Below are 18,781 nucleotides of genomic sequence, written 5' to 3'. Positions count from 1 at the left end.
AGGCCAGGAGCCTGGGGTCACCACCCGAGTTCGTGCAACCGGTCGTCGTCGATGCCGAAGTGGTGGGCGATCTCGTGGACGACGGTGACCCGGACCTCCTCGACCACGTCCTCCTCGGTCTCGCAGATCTCCAGGGTCGGGTTGCGGTAGATCTCGATCCGGTCCGGGAGCACCCCCGAGTACCAGTCGCCCCGCTCGGTCAGCGGAATGCCGGTGTAGAGCCCGAGGAGCCCCGGCTCGGGCGGGTCGTCGACCACCACGACCACGACGTTGTCCATCACCTTCGCCAGGTCCGGGGGGATGGTGTCCAGCGCCTCGGCCACGAGTTCCTCGAACCTTCTCAGCGGGACGTCGATCACCGTCCCATCGTTTCACCGCGCGGTGGCCGTGCGGTAGCGGCGTACGGCGAGCGGCGCGAACACCGCGATGATCAGAACCGACCAGCAGACGGCGGCCGTCACCGGGTGCCGGAGCGGCCAGGACGCGGCGGCGGAGCCCGGGTTGCCGAACAGCTCGCGGGCGGCCGAGACGACCGCGCTCATCGGGTTCCAGTCCGCGACGGCCCGCAGCCAGCCCGGCAGCCCCTCCAGCGGCACGAACGCGTTGGCCAGGAAGGTCATCGGGAGCACCCAGGAGAAGGTCAGCCCGTCCGCCTGAGCCCCGCTCCTCGCGAACAGCCCGAGGTACGTGCCCACCCACATCATCGCGAACCCGAACAGGGCGAGCAGCGCGAACCCGGCCAGCACCCGGAACGGGTTCCCGTGCGGACGCCATCCGGCGATGAGCAGGCCGGTGACCGCCATCATGGCGAGAGAAAGCATGGCGCGGGACAGGTCGGCGAGCCCGCGCCCGGCCAGTACGGCGCCGCGCGCGATGGGCTGGGTGCGGAGGCGGTCGATGACGCCGCGCGCCATGTCCTCGGCGACCGCGGTCGCGGCCGACACCGTGCCCATCGCCATGACCTGCATGAAGATGCCGGGCATCAGGTAGTTCCGGTAGTCGCCCCCGCCGGGCAGCGTGATCGCGCTGCCGAAGACGTACCCGAACAGGACGGTCATGATGACCGGGAAGACCAGCACGCTCGCGAGCTCGGCGGGCTGGGCGCGCAACCGGGAGTAACTGCGCCCGGCGAGCACGAGCGTGTCGGTCAGGCCCGAGCGCAGTCGCCCGAGAGCGGTGGCCGGGGGATCCATGGGGACGGTCATGCCGCGTCCGCTCCCGTCAGCCGCAGGAACACCTCGTCGAGCGTCGGGCGGCGCAGGCCCAGGTCCTCCACGGCGATGCCGGCGGCGTTCAGGGCGGAGGCCACCGCGACCAGCGAGGCGGCCCCGTCCGGAACGGGTACGGCGAGCCGCCGCTCGCCGGGGTCGATCTCCATGCCGGCCGCGGCGCGTACTCCGGCGCCGTTCCCGGAGCCGGTAAAAGGGCCGGCCAAGGAGCCCGCCGAGGGGCTCGCTCCGGGACCTGCTCCCGGTCCTGCGCCGGGACCTGCGCCGGGACCTGCTCCCGGTCCTGCGCCGGGACCTGCTCCCGGACCTGTTGCGGGGCCTGCTACGGGGCCGCCGGGGAGCGCGCCGCGGATCACCTCGGCCCCGCGCGTCAGGTCCGCCGCCTCGCGGAAGGCCACGTACAGCCGGTCTCCGCCCACCCTCGCCTTGAGCGCGGCCGGTGAGCCGGACGCGACGACCCGCCCGGCGTCGAGGACCGCGATCCGGTCGGCCAGCCGGTCGGCCTCGTCCAGATACTGGGTCGTGAGCAGCAGCGTCGTGCCCTCGTCCGCCAGTTCGCGCAGCAGGTCCCACAGGGCCAGCCGGCTCCTGGGGTCGAGGCCGGTGGTCGGCTCGTCGAGGAAGAGCACGGGCGGCTCGACGACGAGGCTCGCCGCCAGGTCCAGTCGGCGCCGCATGCCGCCGGAGTACGTCCCGGCCGGCCGGTCCGCCGCCTCGGCCAGGCCGAAGCGTTCCAGCAGTTCCCCGGCCCTGCTCCGGGCCGTACGGCGGGGCAGGTGGCGGAGCCGGCCGAACAGCTCCAGGTTGCCGCGCCCGGTGAGCAGCTCGTCCACGGCCGCGTGCTGCCCGGCCAGGCCGATGCGGTAGCGGAGCCGATCGGCGTCCCGGACCACGTCGCATCCGGCCACCCGGGCCGAGCCGCCGTCCGGGCGCAGCAGCGTCGTGAGGATGCGCACGAGGGTCGTCTTGCCCGCGCCGTTGGGTCCCAGCAGCCCGCAGACCGAGCCGCGCGGCACGTCGAGGTCGACGCCCCGCAACGCCTCGGCGGGCCCATACCTCTTGCGCAGTCCTTCCGCATGGATCACGGTCGTCTCCTTAACGCCGTTAAATTTAACAACGTTAAGCATGAATCGAACGTCGTTAAGCTGTCAACCGTGGCACTCGAACGCGGCACGATCGTCAGCACCGCGCTGCGGTTGCTGGACGAGGTGGGGCTGGAGAAGCTGACCCTGCGCAGGCTGGCCGCCGAGCTGGGCGTACAGGCCCCCGCGCTCTACTGGCACTTCCGGAGCAAGCAGGAGCTTCTGGACGAGATGGCCGACGCCATCGCCGTACAGGAGGCGCCCTCACTGCGGCCGCTCGCGGAGGGCGAGTCGTGGGAGGAGTGGCTGGCGGAGTGGTTCCGCGGCCGGCGCCGCGTCTTCAGGTCGCACCGGGACACCGTCCGCCTCACCGCGGGCACCCACCCCGGTGCCGAAACCCTGCGCACCGCCGAGACGATTCTGGACTCGCTGGTGCGGGCCGGATTCACGCCCAGGGACGCGATGTGGGGGATCGGCACGCTCGGGAACTTTCTCGGCGGGTTCGTGCTGGAGGAGCAGGCCGACCAGGAGAGAGGCCTGGTCGGACAGGATAAGTTCGAGGAGGCGCTCGAGGCGCTCGCGCCGTACCCCCACCTGCGAGCGGTGATGGCCGACACCGGCGCGCCGCAGAGCGACGCGGCCTTCGAGCACGGCCTGGCGTTGATTCTGGCCGGAATGAGGACGCGTATCGAGGCGACGCGGGGTATGCACAAAAACGATGGAGATCTCTAGGGTGAGGGCCTTTGCCCGGAAGGCGGCCGGCAGCCGGACCGCCGCCGTTCTCGCGGTCGTGCTGGCGGCGGTGGTCGGCGGCTGGCTCGGGCTGGCGCTCGGCGCCAAGGTGGACACGCCGGTCGGCCCCGCCGACATCGGCATGTCCATCTCCCCGTCGCTGCGCGGGGAGACCGTCGTCGACGTACGGCCTCTCGGGACGCTCAACTTCAACACCCACGACGCTCCGGTACGGCTCGGCCTGACGATCGAGGCGGTCCACCCGGACGTGGCCGAGGACATCATCAAGAACCCCCGGTGGGCCGACCGGCTCCCGACGACCATCGAGACCGACGTGATCGAGGGGCTGCGCCGGCTCGCCGTACGCGCGGCCCTGTTCGCCGTCGCCGCGGGGTTCGTCACGGGCCTGGTCGTCTTCCGGCGCCTGTCGCGCGCGGCCTGGACCGCGGGAGGCTCCCTGGTCATGGTGGCGGTCCTCGGGGGCGTGTCGGCGCTGACGTTCAACCCCCGCTCGATCGCCGAGCCCCGGTACACCGGGCTGCTCACCGGCGTGCCGTCCCTGATCGGCAGCGCCGAGTCGATCGTGACCAAGTTCTCCGAGTATCGCGGCCAGCTCGCCAAGCTGGTGACGAACGTCTCCCAGCTGTACGAGGCCGGCTCGAATCTGCCGATCTTCGACCCCGACCCGGACACGATCAGGGTGCTGCACGTCTCCGACCTGCACATCAATCCGATCGGCTGGAACGTCATCAAGTCGCTGAAGGACCAGTTCAAGGTGCAGTTCGTCGTCGACACCGGCGACATCAGCGACCACGGCACCAAGCCGGAGAACGAGTTCGTCAAGGAGATCGGCTCGCTCGGGGTGCCGTACGTCTACGTGCGGGGCAACCACGACTCCAAGAGCACCCAGGACGCGGTCGCCAAGCAGAAGAACGCGATCGTGCTCGACGGCAACGCCGTCACGGTCAACGGGCTGACCGTCTACGGCCTCGGCGACCCGAGGTTCACCCCCGACAAGGCCGTCCAGGTGGACGGCGACTCCAGCGAGAGTCTGCTCGACCTCGGCAAGACCAACGCCCTGAAGCTGGCGCCCCGCGACTGGTCGCGGTCGAAGTCCACCTCCGCCCCCGACCGGATCCCCGCCGACATCGTGGCCGTCCACGACCCCACCGTGGGCCGCGGTTTCTCCGGGTACGTCCCCCTGGTGCTGAGCGGCCACGTCCACGCGCGGTCCACCCAGCTGATGCCCACGGGCACCCGGCTGATGATCCAGGGCTCCACGGGCGGCGCCGGCCTGCGCGGCCTGGAGCACGACGAGCCGACGCCGCTCACCGCCTCGGTGCTCTACTTCAACAAGAAGAGCCACCGGCTGGAGGCCTGGGACGACATCACCGTCGGCGGCCTTGGCGAGCAGTGGATCCAGTGCCAGCGTCGTATCGAGCCGGACCCGGGCCGTACAATTTTCCCGGAGTCGCAGCAGGCGCCGTCCCCGACGGCGAGCGGCGGCGGCTCCCCGTCGCCAACTGCTTTGGCATCGGGGGCAAACGTCCCCTATGCTTCAGAGGTCTCCGACGGAAGGCGTCACGGAACAGGGCGAAAGCCTTGAGCCCCCATCGTCTAGCGGCCTAGGACACCGCCCTTTCAAGGCGGCGGCACGGGTTCGAATCCCGTTGGGGGCACGTGGAGCGCGTCGAGCGCACCGGAAGACGGAAGGTCGGAAGACCTACCGGAAGCTGGTAAGCTAGGCGAGCCGAACAACACGGGAGCGAAAATCTCCCGGACATAAAGGTCCTGTAGAGCAGTTTGGAGTGCTCGCCACCCTGTCAAGGTGGAGGTCGCGGGTTCAAGTCCCGTCAGGACCGCGTACGGCGGCAGCCGCCGAGGTCAGGTAGCTCAGTTGGTACGAGCGTCCGCCTGAAAAGCGGAAGGTCGGCAGTTCGACCCTGCCCCTGACCACCATCCTTGAACAGCCCGAACGCCCCGAGCCGATCACGGCCGGGGCGTTTTAGCTTGTGCGTGACTAACTGTGTGACTATGGCTCCGAAGCCAGCGGGAAAATCGTGTCCATGACCGTCGCTCCCTCCTGCATCACGAGCTGGATCTGCTTCCGGTAGACGGTCTCGGTGACGATCGTGTTGGTGTGCCCGACGAGGCGCGAGATTTGCTCGATCGGGACGTCATGAGCGGAGAGCAAAGACACGAAGCTGTGTCGCAGTTCGCGCGGCGTCCACTCTGCTGGGTCGATGTCCTCGGCACCCTTGATGGCGATCCGGAAGTCCCTTCGCACGTTCTCCGCACTTGGAGGGGAGTGAGGGACACGGCCGGGCTGCGCTGTCCCTTGATCACGGTTTGGTGTCGCACGACCGGACGATCTTGACGTGGGAGCACCCATGAGACGTTATTAGAACACATGTGCCCATTCTGGCAGGAGGCTCTCGTGTTCCCATCCCTGGTTCGCCGATTAGCCGCTTACTGCGGCGCCGCCAGCCTGATCACCGGCCTGCTCACCGTCACGGCCCCCGCCGCCTCGGCGGCCGGCACCACGACCGACCTCGGGGTCACCGACTCCTACACTGCCGACCTTGCCGTCGGCGGCGGCCGGGTGTTCGTTGCCGCCGGCGACCGCATCATCGTGGCCGGCACTGACGGCAACCTCACCGGCGGCGTCGTCACCGGCCTGCCCGGCGTCCAAGAGCTGGCCGTGAACGCGGACGGCACCCGCCTGTACGCGGCTCTCGCCGGCTCGAACGAGGTCGCCGAGATCGACACCGCGAGCCTCGCCGTCACCCGCCGGATCGACCTGTCGGCCCACCCTTGCCCGTCCACCCTGGCATTGTCGGGCGAGCGGCTGTGGGTGGGGCACGGATGCGACAACGGCCCCGGCGGCCTCGTCGGCCTGGATCTCAGCGCGAGCGCCCCGGTGCCCGTGGCGGTAGAGGGCGAGTACCTGTGGCCTCCCGTGATCGCGGCCGCCGGTGACACGCTCGTGGTCGGCCAGACCGCCCTGCACCACGTCGACATGCTGGTCTACGACCTCGGCGACGGCGCCCCCGCGCTGCGCGGCACGATCGACGGCCAGGAGTGGCGCCTCGACAACCTGCGCGACCTCACCCTGAGCTCCGACGGCGGCACCCTGTTCAGCGCGGCCGACACCCCCGGTCACTTCACCAGGTACGACACCAGGACCCTGGCGGCGACCGGCACCTACGGCGACGGCTGGGACGGGGCCCCGTCCGCCGTGGCGCTCGGCTCGGACGGCGCGTACGTCGCGGCCGGACGCCAGTGGGGCGGCACCGACCTCACCCTCTACGACGCCGCGACGGGCGCGGAGCTGTTCGCGGCCGACCAGCCGGACGCCGAACTGCTTTCGGACGGCGTCGCGTTCTCCGGCACGGACGTGTTCGCGCTGCTGCGCAGCTCCACGGACCGGCTGCTGCTGTGGCGGGTGACGGGCGTCGCGCTACCGGCCACCAAGCTCACGGTGACGGCCCCCGCGGACGCGTACGCCGGCTCGCCGATCACTGTCGAGGGGCGACTCACCCGCGCCGACGGCGAGGCGCTCGGGCTCAAGCCGCTCACGGTGATCCAGTACCTGCCCGGCTGGACGAAACTGCCGATCACCGGGGTGACGACGCGGCAGGACGGCACGTTCACCTTCCATGACACGCCCGTCTTCGAGCTGCCGCCGTACGTGGGCGAGGTGATCTACTGGGTGTTCTGGGACGGCGACGACGGCCACCGCCGCAGCAGCGCCTCCGTCACCGTGACGGTCAAGCGCGAAGCCACGCTCACCCTGACAGGGCCGCAGTCCGGCCTCGCCGGCACGGCCGTGGAGCTGAGCGGCGTCCTGACGTCGGGCGGCAGGCCGCCCTCTCCGGGGTCCACACTCACCGTGCAGCGCACCCTGTACGTCAAGGGCACCAGCGGTAAGACCGTCAAGCTCCCGCCGGTGAGGGTGAACGCCGACGGCACGTACACGTTCACCGACACGCCCGCCAACGCCGGCAGGTACAGCTACCTCGCGAGCTATGCGGGGGACGGCGGGACCGGACCGGCCCAGGCCACCCATCAGATCATCGTCAAGTGACCCGACGACCGGTGCCCGGCCGCCGGGCCGGGCACCTCGGGCTGGATCCGGTGGGGAAGGTCGGCAGTTCGACCCTGCCCCTGACCACCATCATTGAACAGCCCAAACGCCCCGAGCGATCACGCTCCGGGGCGTTCTTGATTTCCAGTGACAGCAACGCTGACAGCAACAAGCATCGTCCTCTTCCAGCAAGGGATCGTCGTTCAACAGCCTTGATGGCGGATGAGCGCCGGATCCGGGCGCCGACACCTGTCCGCAGACGTCCGAGGTCAGCCATTGATTCGTTTGTGATCGCGTCTGTGTATCACTGTTTGCTGTGGCGCATCCGTGGGCGAGGCTCTCGCGTTGGAGACGAATCCGTAGATGGACGGGCATCGCCGCGGTCTTCGTGGGTCTGGCCGCCTGTCAGGGGGCGTTCGGGCGCAATCTACAGGCGGTCACGTACGGCGAGCTCACATCGTGTCCCAGCGACCTGTTCGAGTCCGGGCCCGCGGCCGGGATGGTGATCGATTGCGTGGGGTGGACACTGCACGTGCCATTCGGCATGGATATCGAACTCAGTACGGCCGCGAGCCATGCCGGCTCTTGTCGAAGTCCGACACCGACCCTGTCCCCATCGAGATCACCCCGGATGGACACCGCGTCGCCTACTTGGACGTGAGAAAGCTCCGCTACCTCGCCAAGGATCTCCGCTCCGGCTTCACCCGCCCGATCACACCACGCCTCACCCCTGAGGAGATCGTCGCAATCACCTCGGTGGTCAGTTCCGCCGACAGCCGGCACTTCGCCGTGTCCACCAGGGAGACCGTCGGACATTCGTCACGGACTTCGAGACGGGCCGGACGAGGACACTCAACCAGGTGTGCTGAGCCTACGGGCTGACCGGCGACAGCCTGATGGGCAGCGCGGGCTGCGATGGTCAGGACGTCTCGATCGACGCCATCCGCTTCGACGGCACGGCGACCCGCTTCCGGTCGGAGGAGGAGCGCCCCCGTGACCTGTCCGCAGACCTGCGGAGGTACATCGACTTCGGGGAGCCGACTTCGGTGTACGAGACCGCAACCGGGCGGCGGGTGCGGGTCCTGCCCTCTGAACTCAGCGAATTCCAGTGGGCGGGCGCCGACACCCTGGTCGCACGAGACGCGGATATCGAGGACGGGGACGACTACATGGCCATCGACGCCAGAACGGGCGCGCTCATCTCGATTGGCATCCCATACTCCGATTCAATCGCCTTCGGCAAGGTCCGTTGATGTCGGACTGGTACGAGCAGGTCCGCCGTACGGCGTCGCTGTTGGGCGGACGCACGCCGTATGCCCGGCGCATGGCGGAGAAGGCACTGCGCGACAGGGAAGGCACGAAGGACGCCTTCTTCTCGCTCTATCGGTCCTATCTCAGCCCCTTCCTCGCCTGGCCCGATTCGGGCTGGGGGACGGAACCCTCCAATCTGGAGCGTGCCGTCCTGGTTGCGTTGCACCATGACGGCTGGACCGAGCAGGAGACCGCCTATTTGTGTGGGCGAAGTAGAAGAGCCGTGCGGCGGGCGGGCGAGAAAGGGCTTCGTGCTCTGGGCACCGATGGCACGGCTCTCGCCGGCACGCTACGGGCGATGACGGAGGATCTTCCTGCGGTCGCCGAGCGGAAGCCCGGGCGGAATCGCACCGGGTGCGGTGTATTGATTGTCTGCTTTATCGCCTTTGTCCTCATGGTGGCCTATTGCTCGGCCCTGGATGCTTCGCTGGGACAGCACGCAGGCCGCGCTCCCTTCGTCGCCCTTGCCTTTTCGGAGCTCAATCCATTGCGCGGCCCTATGCAGGCCACGATCCGGTACACCTATCGCGTCGATGCTCCGGTAACCGGGCTCACCGATGGAAGCTACTGGGTCGTCATCACCGAGTCGGAACAACGGCTGCTTGTCGAGGACGCCACTCCAAGCGACCTCGAGATCAGCCCGAACGGCCGGAGGCTGGCCTACCACAGCCGGAGCAAGCGCGAGGTCGTCGTGTATGACCTTCCGTCGGGGAGGATCAGCACGATATCGAAAGCCGATGCGTCGGACTACGAACTGTATTTTTCTCCAGACGGTCGCCGCCTCGCGTTCGCTTCCGAGAACAAACTGTATGTCTGGGACGGCAGGCGGCGGCGTGTCCCGGGGTTCGGGCCGGAGTCGACACTGAACGGCTGGTTGACGGGCGGGCGGGCCCTGCTGATTGATGACTCGGAGAGTGTCCGGGCGGTCGATCTCAATGGCACCGTCCTGTTCAGCACAGAGGACTCGGACCACGTGGGCCCGTTGCCCGACGGGAAGACGTGGATCGACGTCGGCTCTGACGAGAATCGCTTCACGCGGTACGGCCGGCGCACAGGTCGCCGGAGCATGCGACTGCCCACGACCGCGAGACTCGAAAAGGTCAAGTGTTGGACCAGTGCGGACACCTTCGTGATCAGCACTTATGGCTACGGGCCCAGCCACTACTACCGGATCGTCATCGAGACCGGGGAAGCCGAGCCTCTGCCTGCTCTGGTCCCGGAAGACATGAAAGAGGTGCGTTTCCCCGGGTGTGTGTGATGATCGACAAGCCTGGGGCCGACAGTGGTGTGCGGGCGCTGGACAGGTCTCGCACAGCGACATCCCCTTACACAATCGTCACAGGATAAGCAAGGGCCCCAAGCGATTCACCAGACCGTAGCGCCCGAAAGCAGATCAATCGATCGCATTTCGATAATGTTGGGGATAAATTTCCGAATCGCCCCCTGAAACGCGACACTTCGATACAGTGGCCGCGATCTTGCAGTCCCATTGTTGACATCGTCAACGGACTCCGTTCAGGGGAGACAACCGAGTGGGTACAGCGCTCACATCCGCGGCGTTGATCGATCACGATCTGCCGGAACCGACAAGCTACCGCGGGCAGCACGTCATCCCGCTGGAGGTCCCTTCCGACGCCTGGCTCGCCTATCACGGGCTCAGCTACTGGCTGGACCCCATTGTCGACGGACAGGAGGGCACTTGCGCTATATCTCTAATCTCGGATGACGGGTTGGAGCTCACCTGCGCCGTCTACGACGAAGCCGGACGGGAAGTACCGCTCGCGGACAACTTCGCCGACCCGCGGAACCCCGACGCCCGATCGTTCCTCATCGTCCTGCGGGAGGGGGAGCCGAATCCCGGCACCAAGGCCGACGAGCCTGTCTGGAGCGAGCGGGTGCACGGCAACTCACTCACCTTCCGCTTCAACTACACCGGCAGCCGCGAGGTGCCGGACGTGGTGCTCCCGCTGGAGTTCGGGGCTCCGGTCGTGCAACTTCTCGACCGGCGTAGGCTGTGCTTCCGCCTGAAGAGCCAGTCGGCGACCTCGACCCTCCTGGCGCAGCGGGACCAGGACCGGTCCCCGTCCGCCAGCCCGCTGATCTACCTGCACGGTTACGAGGACCCCGACACCGGTGCCGAGACCATCGGAACACGCCTGCCGCCGATCGCCCTGACCCACGAGCGCATCGCCGCCGCCTGGCAGACCGCCAAGACCACCGGCTACTTCGACCCCACGGTGTTCCCCAACGTGCCGGGCGACCAGGACCAGGCCACCCGCGCCGGACTGATCCAGACGGTCGCCGACCTCGACGAGGCGACCGTGGTACAGCAGTTGTCCTCCGGCGCCCGCCTGGTGATCCGCCGGACCGAGACCGGGGCCTACACCTACCGCTTCCTGCCCGCCCCCTCGCACTGCCGTCCCGGGCTGGTACTGGTGGAGTACTACCGGCTGACCTCGTTCCCCGCCCGGTACGGCCCTGGACGCACGATCAAGACGTTCTCGCTGCTGCCCGGGGAGAAGACCACCATCCGCGTCAGCACGTACAAACGCTCGACCGAGAGTCTGCAGAAGACCGCGTCCATCCTGGACGCGAGCAACAGCGAAACCGAAAGCGAGTTCGCCCGCACCGTCAACTCCGAACAATCCAACCAGGACAACGCGAGCAGGAGTCTCGAATATCGGGTCGAGACCGAGGCAGAGGGGCAGGCCAACTGGGGCTGGGGCAGCGCCAGCGCCAAGGTCAGTGGCGGGGTGTCCGGAAGCTCCAACAGTGCCAGGCAGGAGCTCAGCAAGAACCTCACCAACGCGGTCAGCCGGAACGTCGCCCGCGCCTCCTCACGCCGGGAGGTGCAGATCGACACCAGCCTGGATGTGAAGCTGGAGCAGGGGGAGGAGCAGGCGGTCGAGCGAACGCTGGAGAACATCAACGTCAGCCGCACGCTCAACTTCGTCTTCCGCCAGATGAACCAGGAGTTCATCACGCTGCTGCACCTCGTGGACGTGCGTGTGGCCTTCTTCAACGGCCACGCCGAGTCTCGCGACGAGGTCCCGCTGACCGAACTCGACCGGCTGCTGAGCGACTGCCTGCGGCCCGAGAGAATCGCCGAAGTCCGCGACGGCATCCACCGGGAGGTGAGGGCGATCCGCGACCTCGACGGGCGGGCTCGTCCGGACTTTGTCCGGACGGTCTCCGGTGCTGAGGACGACCCGGCGGCCGCTCTCTTCGTCGACCCCGATTGCAGTTCCTCCCACGCAGGACCCAACAGTGTGGAGTACACCGTCCCCGGGGTCCTCGTCGCTGCCGGTCGGCACATCCTGCGGACGGACGGCATCGTCGTGGACGCCTTCCTCGGCGAGGGCAACGCGTTGGACGACTACTCGATCGGGCTACAGACCCAGGCCGTACGGGCGCGGCAGGTCGAGAACGGCGCCGGCGAGGCCGACAGCCGACTGCGCCGGATCGAGGCCGAACGGCTCGAACTGGCCCTCAAGATTGTCGCGGACAACGACAGCGAGCGCGCCGCGCTCTACCAGCAGCTGTTCGTCCGGCCGCAGATCGTCAACCAGATCGATCACGCGGCGGTGAACGCCCTCCTGGACAACGGGCCGGTGTCTCAGCCGGCCCCGGCGAACTGACCCGGCACGGCCACGATGATGCCGATCGAGGAGCAGGAAGCACTGGGGACGAAGGCGCTGGGAGAGGAAAGCAAGATCACCCCGCAGGCCCGCGTCCTCCGTCCCGACGCGACCCGCAACGCGACGAGAGCGCTGACGGCGTCCGCCCCGCGTCAGGCGCCACCGGCGGTCCCGGTGCAGGTGTCGTGGCTCGACATCCCCCTCCTCCCCCAGTCGGTGGCGACCAGGGATGCGTTGGAGTCCCAGCTGGACAACCGTTTGACCCTGATAGACGCCGCGATCGCGCAGGCGGAGGCGTCGGTCCTGCATGATCTGTACGGAATGATCATGCCGCTCAGTCTGCTGCGTGAGGTGGTGACGACGATGCGCGCGAAGCCACAGGCAAAGCCCGTCGAAGTGCCGGAGACGGTCATGGCGATCAACACCGCCATTGCCCGGATGCGCGCACAGGTGCCACAGCGCAGGACGCTCATCGTCTTCGACAAGAGCGCGGGAGCCTCGGTCGACCGCTTGACCAAAGAGACCAGGAAAGGCCCGTACCGCTCCCGCTGGACCGAGATCCATCCGGTGGGCTCGATCTACGACATAGCCCGGGTGATGGAGGACCTGAAGCGGACGTTGACGACGCTCGACCGGCTCGTCATTCAGGGACACGGGAAGTCGGGCTATCTGTGGGTGGGCGGCGGCACCAATCCAAACACCAAGTATGACAACACGGACAAGGCGTTCTCCGCCTCGGTCGTGACTCCGGGGGAACGGTCGTACGCCGTCACAGACGGTCTGCGCAAGCAGGCGCAAGCACTGGGCCTGGGTTACCAAGGCGGCTTCGCCGACTGCCCCGCCGTGATCCTGACCGGGTGCAACGTCGCCTACAGAGAGATCGGCCGCGACCTCGTCCGGCTGATCTCCGCGAACGTGTTCCCCCTCTGCGTCGTCGTGGCCTTCGTCGACTACACGACCATCTACGACGATCCCGACAACCCGCAACACGGCATTATCTGGAAGCTCGGCGGCACCGGGGTCGAGAAACGACTCCCGCAACCGGACACGATGGTGGTGGCCTATCAGGGTGAGTTCCTGGACTGGGAGCAGTACCAGAACCACCGGCTGATCGGGCAGCGGGGGATGGAGCAGCCGGGGCAGGGACTCCTCACCCAGATGCGGACCATTGGGGTCGATCTCGGACGGCCCCTGAAATGACCTGGCACCGGGTCGCCGTGATGAGGGCCATCTCGGCCTCCCGGCGTCGATCTGCCGCCATCCGGTGCCGGACGTGCCGACGCACGAGAACCCGGACACGGACACGCTCGTGATCTCCCACCGCGCCGGCCTGGTTACCGGGTGGCTGTCCCGCGCCTGCGTGCTCCGGAGCGCGGACGAAGTGGTGGGTTCAGCGCGACTGGTGGCAGACCGCCTCGACGTTGTTGCCGTCGGGATCGCGTACGAAGGCGCCGTAGTAGTCCGGGTGATACTCCGGCCAGACTCGCGGCTCGTGCAGGACCTCCGCGCCGGCGCCGACGGCCGCGGCGAAGAAGGCGTCGACCAACTGGCGGTCGGTTGCCGTGAAAGCGATGTGCGACTCGCGGAAACCGTCGCCGGTCGACTGCCGGCCGATCCAGAACGTGGGGCGGTCGACGCCGTATCCGATGACCGGACCGAACTCCATGATCCGTCTGCCGCCGAGCGGCGCCAGAACGGCGTCGTAGAAGGCCGCGCTCTTGACGAGGTCTCCGCACTGAATCGAAAAGTGATCAAGCATGGCGGCAGTCTGCCAGACGGCACCGACAGCAGCGGGGCACCGGGACAGCAGCGTGATGGAGTGCCGCGTCCTCCGCGGCAGCGTCAGCGGAACTCCTCATCCACCACATCGTCAAGACTGAGAAGTCGAGCTCAGAGATCCGACGCGGGGACGCGCCGCCCTGGGTAGCGTACTTACGCCGGCTAGATCACTTGGTCGGAGTTCTCTACGTCCGGGGGTTGTCCATGTCGATCACGTCTCGTCCGCTCACACAGACGGAGCTTCTCCTGGAGCTCGAACCCGTGGTGGGGCGGGAGCTGGATCGGCATCTCGCGGTGGCCAGGGAGTGGTTCCCGCACGAGTACATCCCATGGAGTGAGGGCCGGACGTTCGACGGTGTCCTGGAAGGCGAAGCCTGGTCGCCGGAGGACTCCTCGATCTCCGAGGCCGCCCGTGTCTCGCTCGTGGTCAACCTCCTGACCGAGGACAACCTTCCGAGCTACCACCACGAGATCGCCACCACCTTCGGCAGGGACGGCGCCTGGGGCACGTGGGTGCACCGGTGGACGGCGGAGGAGGGGCGGCACGGGATCGCCATTCGTGACTACCTCACCGTCACCCGGGCCGTCGATCCGGTCGCTCTGGAGCGGGCCAGGATGCGCCACATGCAGAACGGCTTCGCCACCGAGTACGACGGCATGCTCCGGCAGTTGGCATACGTCTCGTTCCAGGAGCTGGCTACCCGTATCGCCCACCGGAACACCGGGAGGGTGTCGGGGGACGGGGTATGCGAGAGGCTGCTCTCGAGAGTCGCCGCTGACGAGAACCTGCACATGATCTTCTACCGGAACCTGCTCGCCGCCGCGTTCGAGCTGGCCCCTTCGCAGACCATGCGAGCGGTCACCGATGTCGTGACGTCGTTCCAGATGCCGGGCCAGGGCATGGAGGGTTTCCCCCGCAAGTCGGTGACGATCGCCATGGCGGGCATCTACGACCTGCGACAGCACTCTGACGAGGTCCTGCTCCCGGTGCTGCGGCACTGGAAGGCATTCGACATCGAAGGGCTCGACGCCGAAGGGGAGCAGGCTCGCGAGGAGCTGTCGGCCTTCCTGGCTCAGCTCGACGCGGCCGCCGCCCGCTTCGAGGAGCGACGGGAGGCCCGGCGGGCGAGGGCCGAAGCATGAAACAGGGCGGCCGAAGCCTGAAACGGGGCGCGGGCAACCAGGGCAATACGTAGCGAGCGGTCTCTCTGGCGGCACATACTGGAGAGGATGAAGCCAGCCAGCGGCGAGCATCGCCGTCACCTGTCCACAAGTCCCTTCAAACCCCCGCCCCCCGCCGCGCCTCTCGAGCGGTTCAGTGTGAACGACCAGGTGACCCACGATCGGTACGGCCTCGGTGTGGTCATCGGTGTAGAGGACGGCGTAGCCGTGTTCGTCGACTTCCGATCACAGCAGGAACGGATCACGGCTCCGTTCAAGCGGCTGTACAAACTCTGAGACCGTTGCACCCCAGGGGAGACGCCCCCGGGTGTGGAGCGGCGGATTCGGGTTCGCCGGAGAATCCGAGGTCACAGACGGCAACCCCGACGGCAACGTCCACCGCCCAACCGTCGTTCGGCGAGGACGTTGTCGTGGGGAAGCTGAGGACGTGAGTCTCCACGTACCTCCGCATGACCGCGTCGGCCGCCCCGTTCGGCGATGCGACCCAGGAGAGGTTCGTCCTGTCACGCCGGTATGCCGCGGGCACAGGTGGCGTCCGGAGACCCCAGCATCGCCGCTCGCCCGGTCTGCTCTTGACGAGTGGCCAACGTTCGGCATGCTCTTGACGGCGGTAAAAAAGCTGCCATAGCTTCGGGGAGTTCCGCGTTCACAGGACACCCTCCTCTTCCGATATGGGAGCGCTTTCGTGCCTCGACGCCTCCTCCGCATTCCCGCCGCCGTCGCCGGCTCTCTCGCCCTCGCCGCGGCGACCCTGACCGGAACCGCCGGGGCCGCGACGGGCACCCGGACCGGCGCCACCGCTGCGGCCGCCGCCCCCTCGCACCTGTCCGGCACCCTCGCCGACGGCGCCACCTGGATCGCCGACGTGCCCGCGGACTGGAACGGCACACTCCTGCTGTTCAGCCACGGCTATGGTCCGGCCGTCGCGCAGAACGCGCCTTCCGACGAGGCCCGTACGGCCCTGCTCTCGGAGGGTTACGCGCTCGCCGGCTCCTCCTTCGATCCGCAGGGCTCGTGGTGGGCGCTGAACAGCGCCGAACGCGACCAGTTCGCCACCCTGGACGCCTTCGGCCGTACGGCCGGCCGGCCGTCCCGCGTCCTGTCGGTCGGGCTGTCCATGGGCGGCCTGGTCAACGCCCAGATCGCCCGCGACGGGGCCGGCCGCGTCCACGGGGCTCTCGGGCTGTGCAGTCTCGTCGCGGGAGGCGTCGACCTGGACGACTACCAATACGACGCCGAGTACACGATCGCCTCGCTGCTGATGCCCGGCCAGGAGGTGCGGCTCACCGGCTTCGCCGACGCCGCGGACGCCGCAGCGACGGCGCAGCGGCTGACCGACGCCGTGATCGCCGCGCAGGCCACCCCGCAGGGACGGGCCAGGATCGCGCTCGCCGCCGCCTACCTCAACCAGAGCGACTGGGCGCCCGACCACGACCCGCCGGCGGCCGGCGACCCCGAGGGGCAGGAGGCCCAGCAGTTCGCCTGGCTCTCCCAAGGGGTGCTCGGGTTCATCGAGAACGGCCGCTGGTCCATCGAGCAGTCCGCCGGGGGCAACACGTCCTGGAACGCCGGGATCGACTACGCGGCGCTGCTGCGCGACTCCGAGCACGCCGGCCAGGTGCGGGCGCTGTATCGCAAGGCCGGCCTCGACCTGCGCGCCGACCTGGCCACTTTGACCCGCGGCGCTCACCTGCACGCCGATCCGGGGGCGCGGCGCAGGCTGGAGGCGTCCTCCACCGCCGGTCAGAGCCTCGCGGTGCCGCTGCTCAACCTGCACACCATCGCCGACCAGCTCGTTCCGGTGCAGCAGGAGACGGCGTTCGCCGAACGGGTCCGGGCGGCCGGTGACGACCGGCTGCTCCGGCAGGCGTACGTCGCGCGCCAGGGCCACTGCGCCTTCACCACTGCGGAGATCGTCGCGGGTGTGCGGGCGATCGACAGGCGGGTCACGACCGGCCGCTGGGGCGACGTCGCCGAACCCGCCGTGCTGCAGCGCTCCGCTCTGTCGCTGAACCTCGGCGGGGCCGCCTTCGTCCGCTACCGGCCCGGCCGCCTCGTCGTCGGCCGGTGATCGGCTCGCGAGCGGTTCGGGCACACCGCGTATGGTCCCTTCGGTAGTGGTTCGTGCTCAGACCTGGCTGGCGCCGCCGTCCACGTAGATCTCGGAGCCGGTCATGTAGGTGCTGGCGTCGGAGGCGAGGAAGACGACCGCGTCGGCGACCTCCTCCGGGCGGCCCAGCCGGTTCATCGGCACGCCCGCGGCGAGGTTCTCGAGCAAGTGCTGTGAGCCCGCGGCGTCCGGGGCGAGGCCGCTGAGGCCGGGGGTCTCGATCGGCCCCGGCGCGATGCTGTTGACCCGGATGCCGCGGTCCACGAGCTCGCTCGCCCAGCTGCGGGTGAAGGAGCGCAGTGCCGCCTTGCTCGCGGCGTAGACGCTGAACGCCGCCGCGCCCTTCACGTCGATGTTGGAGCTGGTCACCACGATCGAGGCACCGCGGTTGAGCAGGGGCAGCACCGCCTGCACGGTGAACAGGGTGCCGCCGACGTTGGTGTTGAAGGTGTCGGCGTAGTGCTGCCAGGTGATGTCGCCGAGCGCGGCGAACTCGCCGCCGCCGGCGTTGGCGAACACGATGTCCAGCCCGGCGCCGCGGTCCCGGATCGACGCGGCGACGCGGTCGAGGTCGGCCAGGTCGGTCACTTCGGCCGCTACGCCGGTGGCGTTCTCGCCGATCTCGGCGACGGCGGCGTCGAGAGCCTCCTGCCGGCGTCCGGAGAGGAAGACGTAGGCGCCCTCGGCGGCGAGGCGGCGGGCCGCGGCGAGGCCGATGCCCGCTGTGGCGCCGGTGACGAGGGCGGTCTTGCCGGTGAGCTGTCCCATGGTGATTTCTCCTTCGTTCACTTCGTCAGAGCGGCCAGTCCGCGCCGCCGCGGAAGCGGCAGGCCGGGTGAGCCGGGTTCGTTCCTATTTCTGTATCGATCGGTACGCAATAGAGAACCCTGGCGCGCGTCCAGATATTTCTGTACTGATCGGTTAGGATGAGGGGCGTCACCGAGGTGGGAGACGAGAAGATGGCGGAGAAGACCCGGGAGCGGGGCCGTCCGCGAGGCTTCGACGCGAACGCGGCCCTCGACCGCGCCGTGGAGGTGTTCTGGCGCCGGGGCTACGAAGGCTCCTCGCTCAGCGACCTCACCGAGGCCATGGGCATCAACCGGCCGAGCCTGTACGCCGCCTACGGCAACAAGGAGGAACTGTTCCGCCGGGCGGTCGCGCGCTACGCCGAGGCCGACATGGCGTACGCGCGGGTAGCGCTCGCGGAGCCCACGGCTTACCAGGTGATCGCCAGGTTCCTGCGCGCCAACGCCGACGCCCTCACCCGGACCGACCGCCCGCCGGGATGCCTGTCCATCCAGGGCGGTCTGTCCGACGGCAGCGACGGCGGCAGCGTCGCCCAGTTCCTGGCCGCCAGCCGGCTCGCGGGGGAGCGGGCGCTGGCGGAGCGCCTGGCCCGCGCGGTCGACGAGGGCGATCTGCCGACCGGGACCGATCCGGTGGCCCTCGCCCGCTATGTCATGGTCGTCAGCGAGGGCAACGCGGTGCACGCCGCGGCGGGCGCCGATCGGGCAGGCTTGCACGCCACCGTGGACATCGCACTGCGAGCCGTACCACGAAATCCGCAGGGGGCGGGGTGGGGGTATCGATGAGTCCCCCGTCACTCGGCGCCGGCATTTCGGCGAGGGCGT

General features: G+C 68.7%; 17 protein-coding genes and 3 tRNA genes. 14 read left to right on the top strand and 6 right to left on the bottom strand.

Going from position 1 to position 18,781, the window contains the following annotated elements; genetic code table 11:
• Nucleotides 1-17 precede the first annotated feature (17 nt).
• From HHX33_RS14210 to HHX33_RS14200, 3 genes are read right to left on the bottom strand one after another with little or no spacing between them, the layout of a single operon-like run.
• Nucleotides 18-359 carry a metallopeptidase family protein gene (locus HHX33_RS14210; protein ID WP_182875001.1) on the bottom strand — a complete coding sequence of 114 codons (342 nt, stop codon included), beginning with the start codon at nucleotides 357-359 and terminating at the stop codon, nucleotides 18-20.
• A 12-nt stretch (nucleotides 360-371) separates the two neighbouring features.
• Nucleotides 372-1,205 (bottom strand): ABC transporter permease, encoded by an 834-nt coding sequence (locus HHX33_RS14205; RefSeq protein ID WP_259402450.1) that lies wholly within the window; start codon nucleotides 1,203-1,205, stop codon nucleotides 372-374.
• Complete coding sequence (locus HHX33_RS14200) at nucleotides 1,202-2,356, bottom strand: ATP-binding cassette domain-containing protein (RefSeq protein ID WP_259402449.1); 1,155 nt, start codon at nucleotides 2,354-2,356, stop codon at nucleotides 1,202-1,204. The genes HHX33_RS14205 and HHX33_RS14200 overlap by 4 nt, the downstream gene beginning before the upstream one ends.
• A 27-nt stretch (nucleotides 2,357-2,383) precedes the next feature.
• On the opposite strand from HHX33_RS14200, the gene HHX33_RS14195 reads away from it, so the two are divergent.
• The 5 genes from HHX33_RS14195 to HHX33_RS14175 all read left to right on the top strand — a co-directional run bounded on the left by HHX33_RS14195 (nucleotide 2,384) and on the right by HHX33_RS14175 (nucleotide 5,002).
• Nucleotides 2,384-3,043, top strand: coding sequence for a TetR/AcrR family transcriptional regulator C-terminal domain-containing protein (locus tag HHX33_RS14195; protein ID WP_310741368.1), 660 nt, complete (start codon nucleotides 2,384-2,386; stop codon nucleotides 3,041-3,043).
• Between the two features lies 1 nt (nucleotide 3,044).
• Nucleotides 3,045-4,649 (top strand): metallophosphoesterase, encoded by a 1,605-nt coding sequence (locus HHX33_RS14190; protein ID WP_310738415.1) that lies wholly within the window; start codon nucleotides 3,045-3,047, stop codon nucleotides 4,647-4,649.
• Nucleotides 4,650-4,722 (top strand) — tRNA-Glu (locus tag HHX33_RS14185).
• Between the two features lie 108 nt (nucleotides 4,723-4,830).
• Nucleotides 4,831-4,905, top strand: a tRNA-Asp gene (locus HHX33_RS14180).
• A 20-nt stretch (nucleotides 4,906-4,925) separates the two neighbouring features.
• Nucleotides 4,926-5,002 (top strand) — tRNA-Phe (locus tag HHX33_RS14175).
• 73 nt (nucleotides 5,003-5,075) lie between these two features.
• Here HHX33_RS14175 and HHX33_RS14170 read toward each other — a convergent pair.
• A complete protein-coding gene (locus HHX33_RS14170; protein WP_182874998.1) occupies nucleotides 5,076-5,435 on the bottom strand; it encodes a tyrosine-type recombinase/integrase in 360 nt (119 codons plus the stop codon).
• Between the two features lie 45 nt (nucleotides 5,436-5,480).
• On the opposite strand from HHX33_RS14170, the gene HHX33_RS14165 reads away from it, so the two are divergent.
• The 5 genes from HHX33_RS14165 (at nucleotide 5,481) to HHX33_RS14145 (ending at nucleotide 13,279) form a co-directional block, all read left to right on the top strand.
• Nucleotides 5,481-7,130, top strand: a complete 1,650-nt coding sequence (locus tag HHX33_RS14165; RefSeq protein WP_182874997.1) for a hypothetical protein — start codon at nucleotides 5,481-5,483, stop codon at nucleotides 7,128-7,130.
• An 896-nt stretch (nucleotides 7,131-8,026) separates the two neighbouring features.
• Nucleotides 8,027-8,383 carry a hypothetical protein gene (locus HHX33_RS14160; RefSeq protein WP_182874996.1) on the top strand — a complete coding sequence of 119 codons (357 nt, stop codon included), beginning with the start codon at nucleotides 8,027-8,029 and terminating at the stop codon, nucleotides 8,381-8,383.
• Nucleotides 8,383-9,699: a TolB family protein gene (locus tag HHX33_RS14155; RefSeq protein WP_182874995.1), complete on the top strand. Its 1,317-nt coding sequence runs from the start codon at nucleotides 8,383-8,385 to the stop codon at nucleotides 9,697-9,699. Before HHX33_RS14160 ends, HHX33_RS14155 begins: the two co-directional genes overlap by 1 nt.
• 301 nt (nucleotides 9,700-10,000) lie before the next feature.
• Nucleotides 10,001-12,079, top strand: coding sequence for a hypothetical protein (locus tag HHX33_RS14150; protein ID WP_182874994.1), 2,079 nt, complete (start codon nucleotides 10,001-10,003; stop codon nucleotides 12,077-12,079).
• A 15-nt stretch (nucleotides 12,080-12,094) separates the two neighbouring features.
• On the top strand, nucleotides 12,095-13,279 hold the full coding sequence (locus HHX33_RS14145; protein WP_182874993.1) for a hypothetical protein: 1,185 nt from the start codon (nucleotides 12,095-12,097) through the stop codon (nucleotides 13,277-13,279).
• Between the two features lie 190 nt (nucleotides 13,280-13,469).
• Here HHX33_RS14145 and HHX33_RS14140 read toward each other — a convergent pair whose 3' ends face one another.
• Nucleotides 13,470-13,838, bottom strand: a complete 369-nt coding sequence (locus HHX33_RS14140; RefSeq protein WP_111699142.1) for a VOC family protein — start codon at nucleotides 13,836-13,838, stop codon at nucleotides 13,470-13,472.
• A gap of 224 nt (nucleotides 13,839-14,062) precedes the next feature.
• On the opposite strand from HHX33_RS14140, the gene HHX33_RS14135 reads away from it, so the two are divergent.
• From HHX33_RS14135 to HHX33_RS14125, 3 genes are all read left to right on the top strand, one after another.
• Entirely contained in the window at nucleotides 14,063-15,001 is a 939-nt protein-coding gene (locus HHX33_RS14135; RefSeq protein ID WP_182874992.1) for an acyl-ACP desaturase, read from the top strand.
• Between the two features lie 87 nt (nucleotides 15,002-15,088).
• The gene (locus HHX33_RS14130; RefSeq protein ID WP_111699146.1) at nucleotides 15,089-15,316 is read left to right on the top strand and encodes a hypothetical protein; all 228 of its coding nucleotides are present in this window, start codon (nucleotides 15,089-15,091) and stop codon (nucleotides 15,314-15,316) included.
• Between the two features lie 409 nt (nucleotides 15,317-15,725).
• Nucleotides 15,726-17,111, top strand: coding sequence for an alpha/beta hydrolase (locus tag HHX33_RS14125; RefSeq protein ID WP_182874991.1), 1,386 nt, complete (start codon nucleotides 15,726-15,728; stop codon nucleotides 17,109-17,111).
• 57 nt (nucleotides 17,112-17,168) lie between these two features.
• Here the strand turns inward: HHX33_RS14125 and HHX33_RS14120 are convergent, their stop codons facing one another.
• Complete coding sequence (locus HHX33_RS14120) at nucleotides 17,169-17,918, bottom strand: SDR family NAD(P)-dependent oxidoreductase (RefSeq protein WP_182874990.1); 750 nt, start codon at nucleotides 17,916-17,918, stop codon at nucleotides 17,169-17,171.
• Nucleotides 17,919-18,076: 158 nt separating this feature from the next.
• Between HHX33_RS14120 and HHX33_RS14115 the strand changes: the two genes are divergently transcribed.
• Nucleotides 18,077-18,742 carry a TetR/AcrR family transcriptional regulator gene (locus tag HHX33_RS14115; protein WP_259402448.1) on the top strand — a complete coding sequence of 222 codons (666 nt, stop codon included), beginning with the start codon at nucleotides 18,077-18,079 and terminating at the stop codon, nucleotides 18,740-18,742.
• The last annotated feature ends 39 nt before the right edge of the window (nucleotides 18,743-18,781 follow it).

Source organism: Microbispora sp. H10670, from assembly GCF_014161385.1.
Taxonomy (GTDB): Bacteria; Actinomycetota; Actinomycetes; order Streptosporangiales; family Streptosporangiaceae; genus Microbispora; species Microbispora triticiradicis.
The sequence above is the reverse complement of the archived record's forward strand: the minus strand, read 5'-3'. Positions and strand labels throughout refer to the sequence as shown.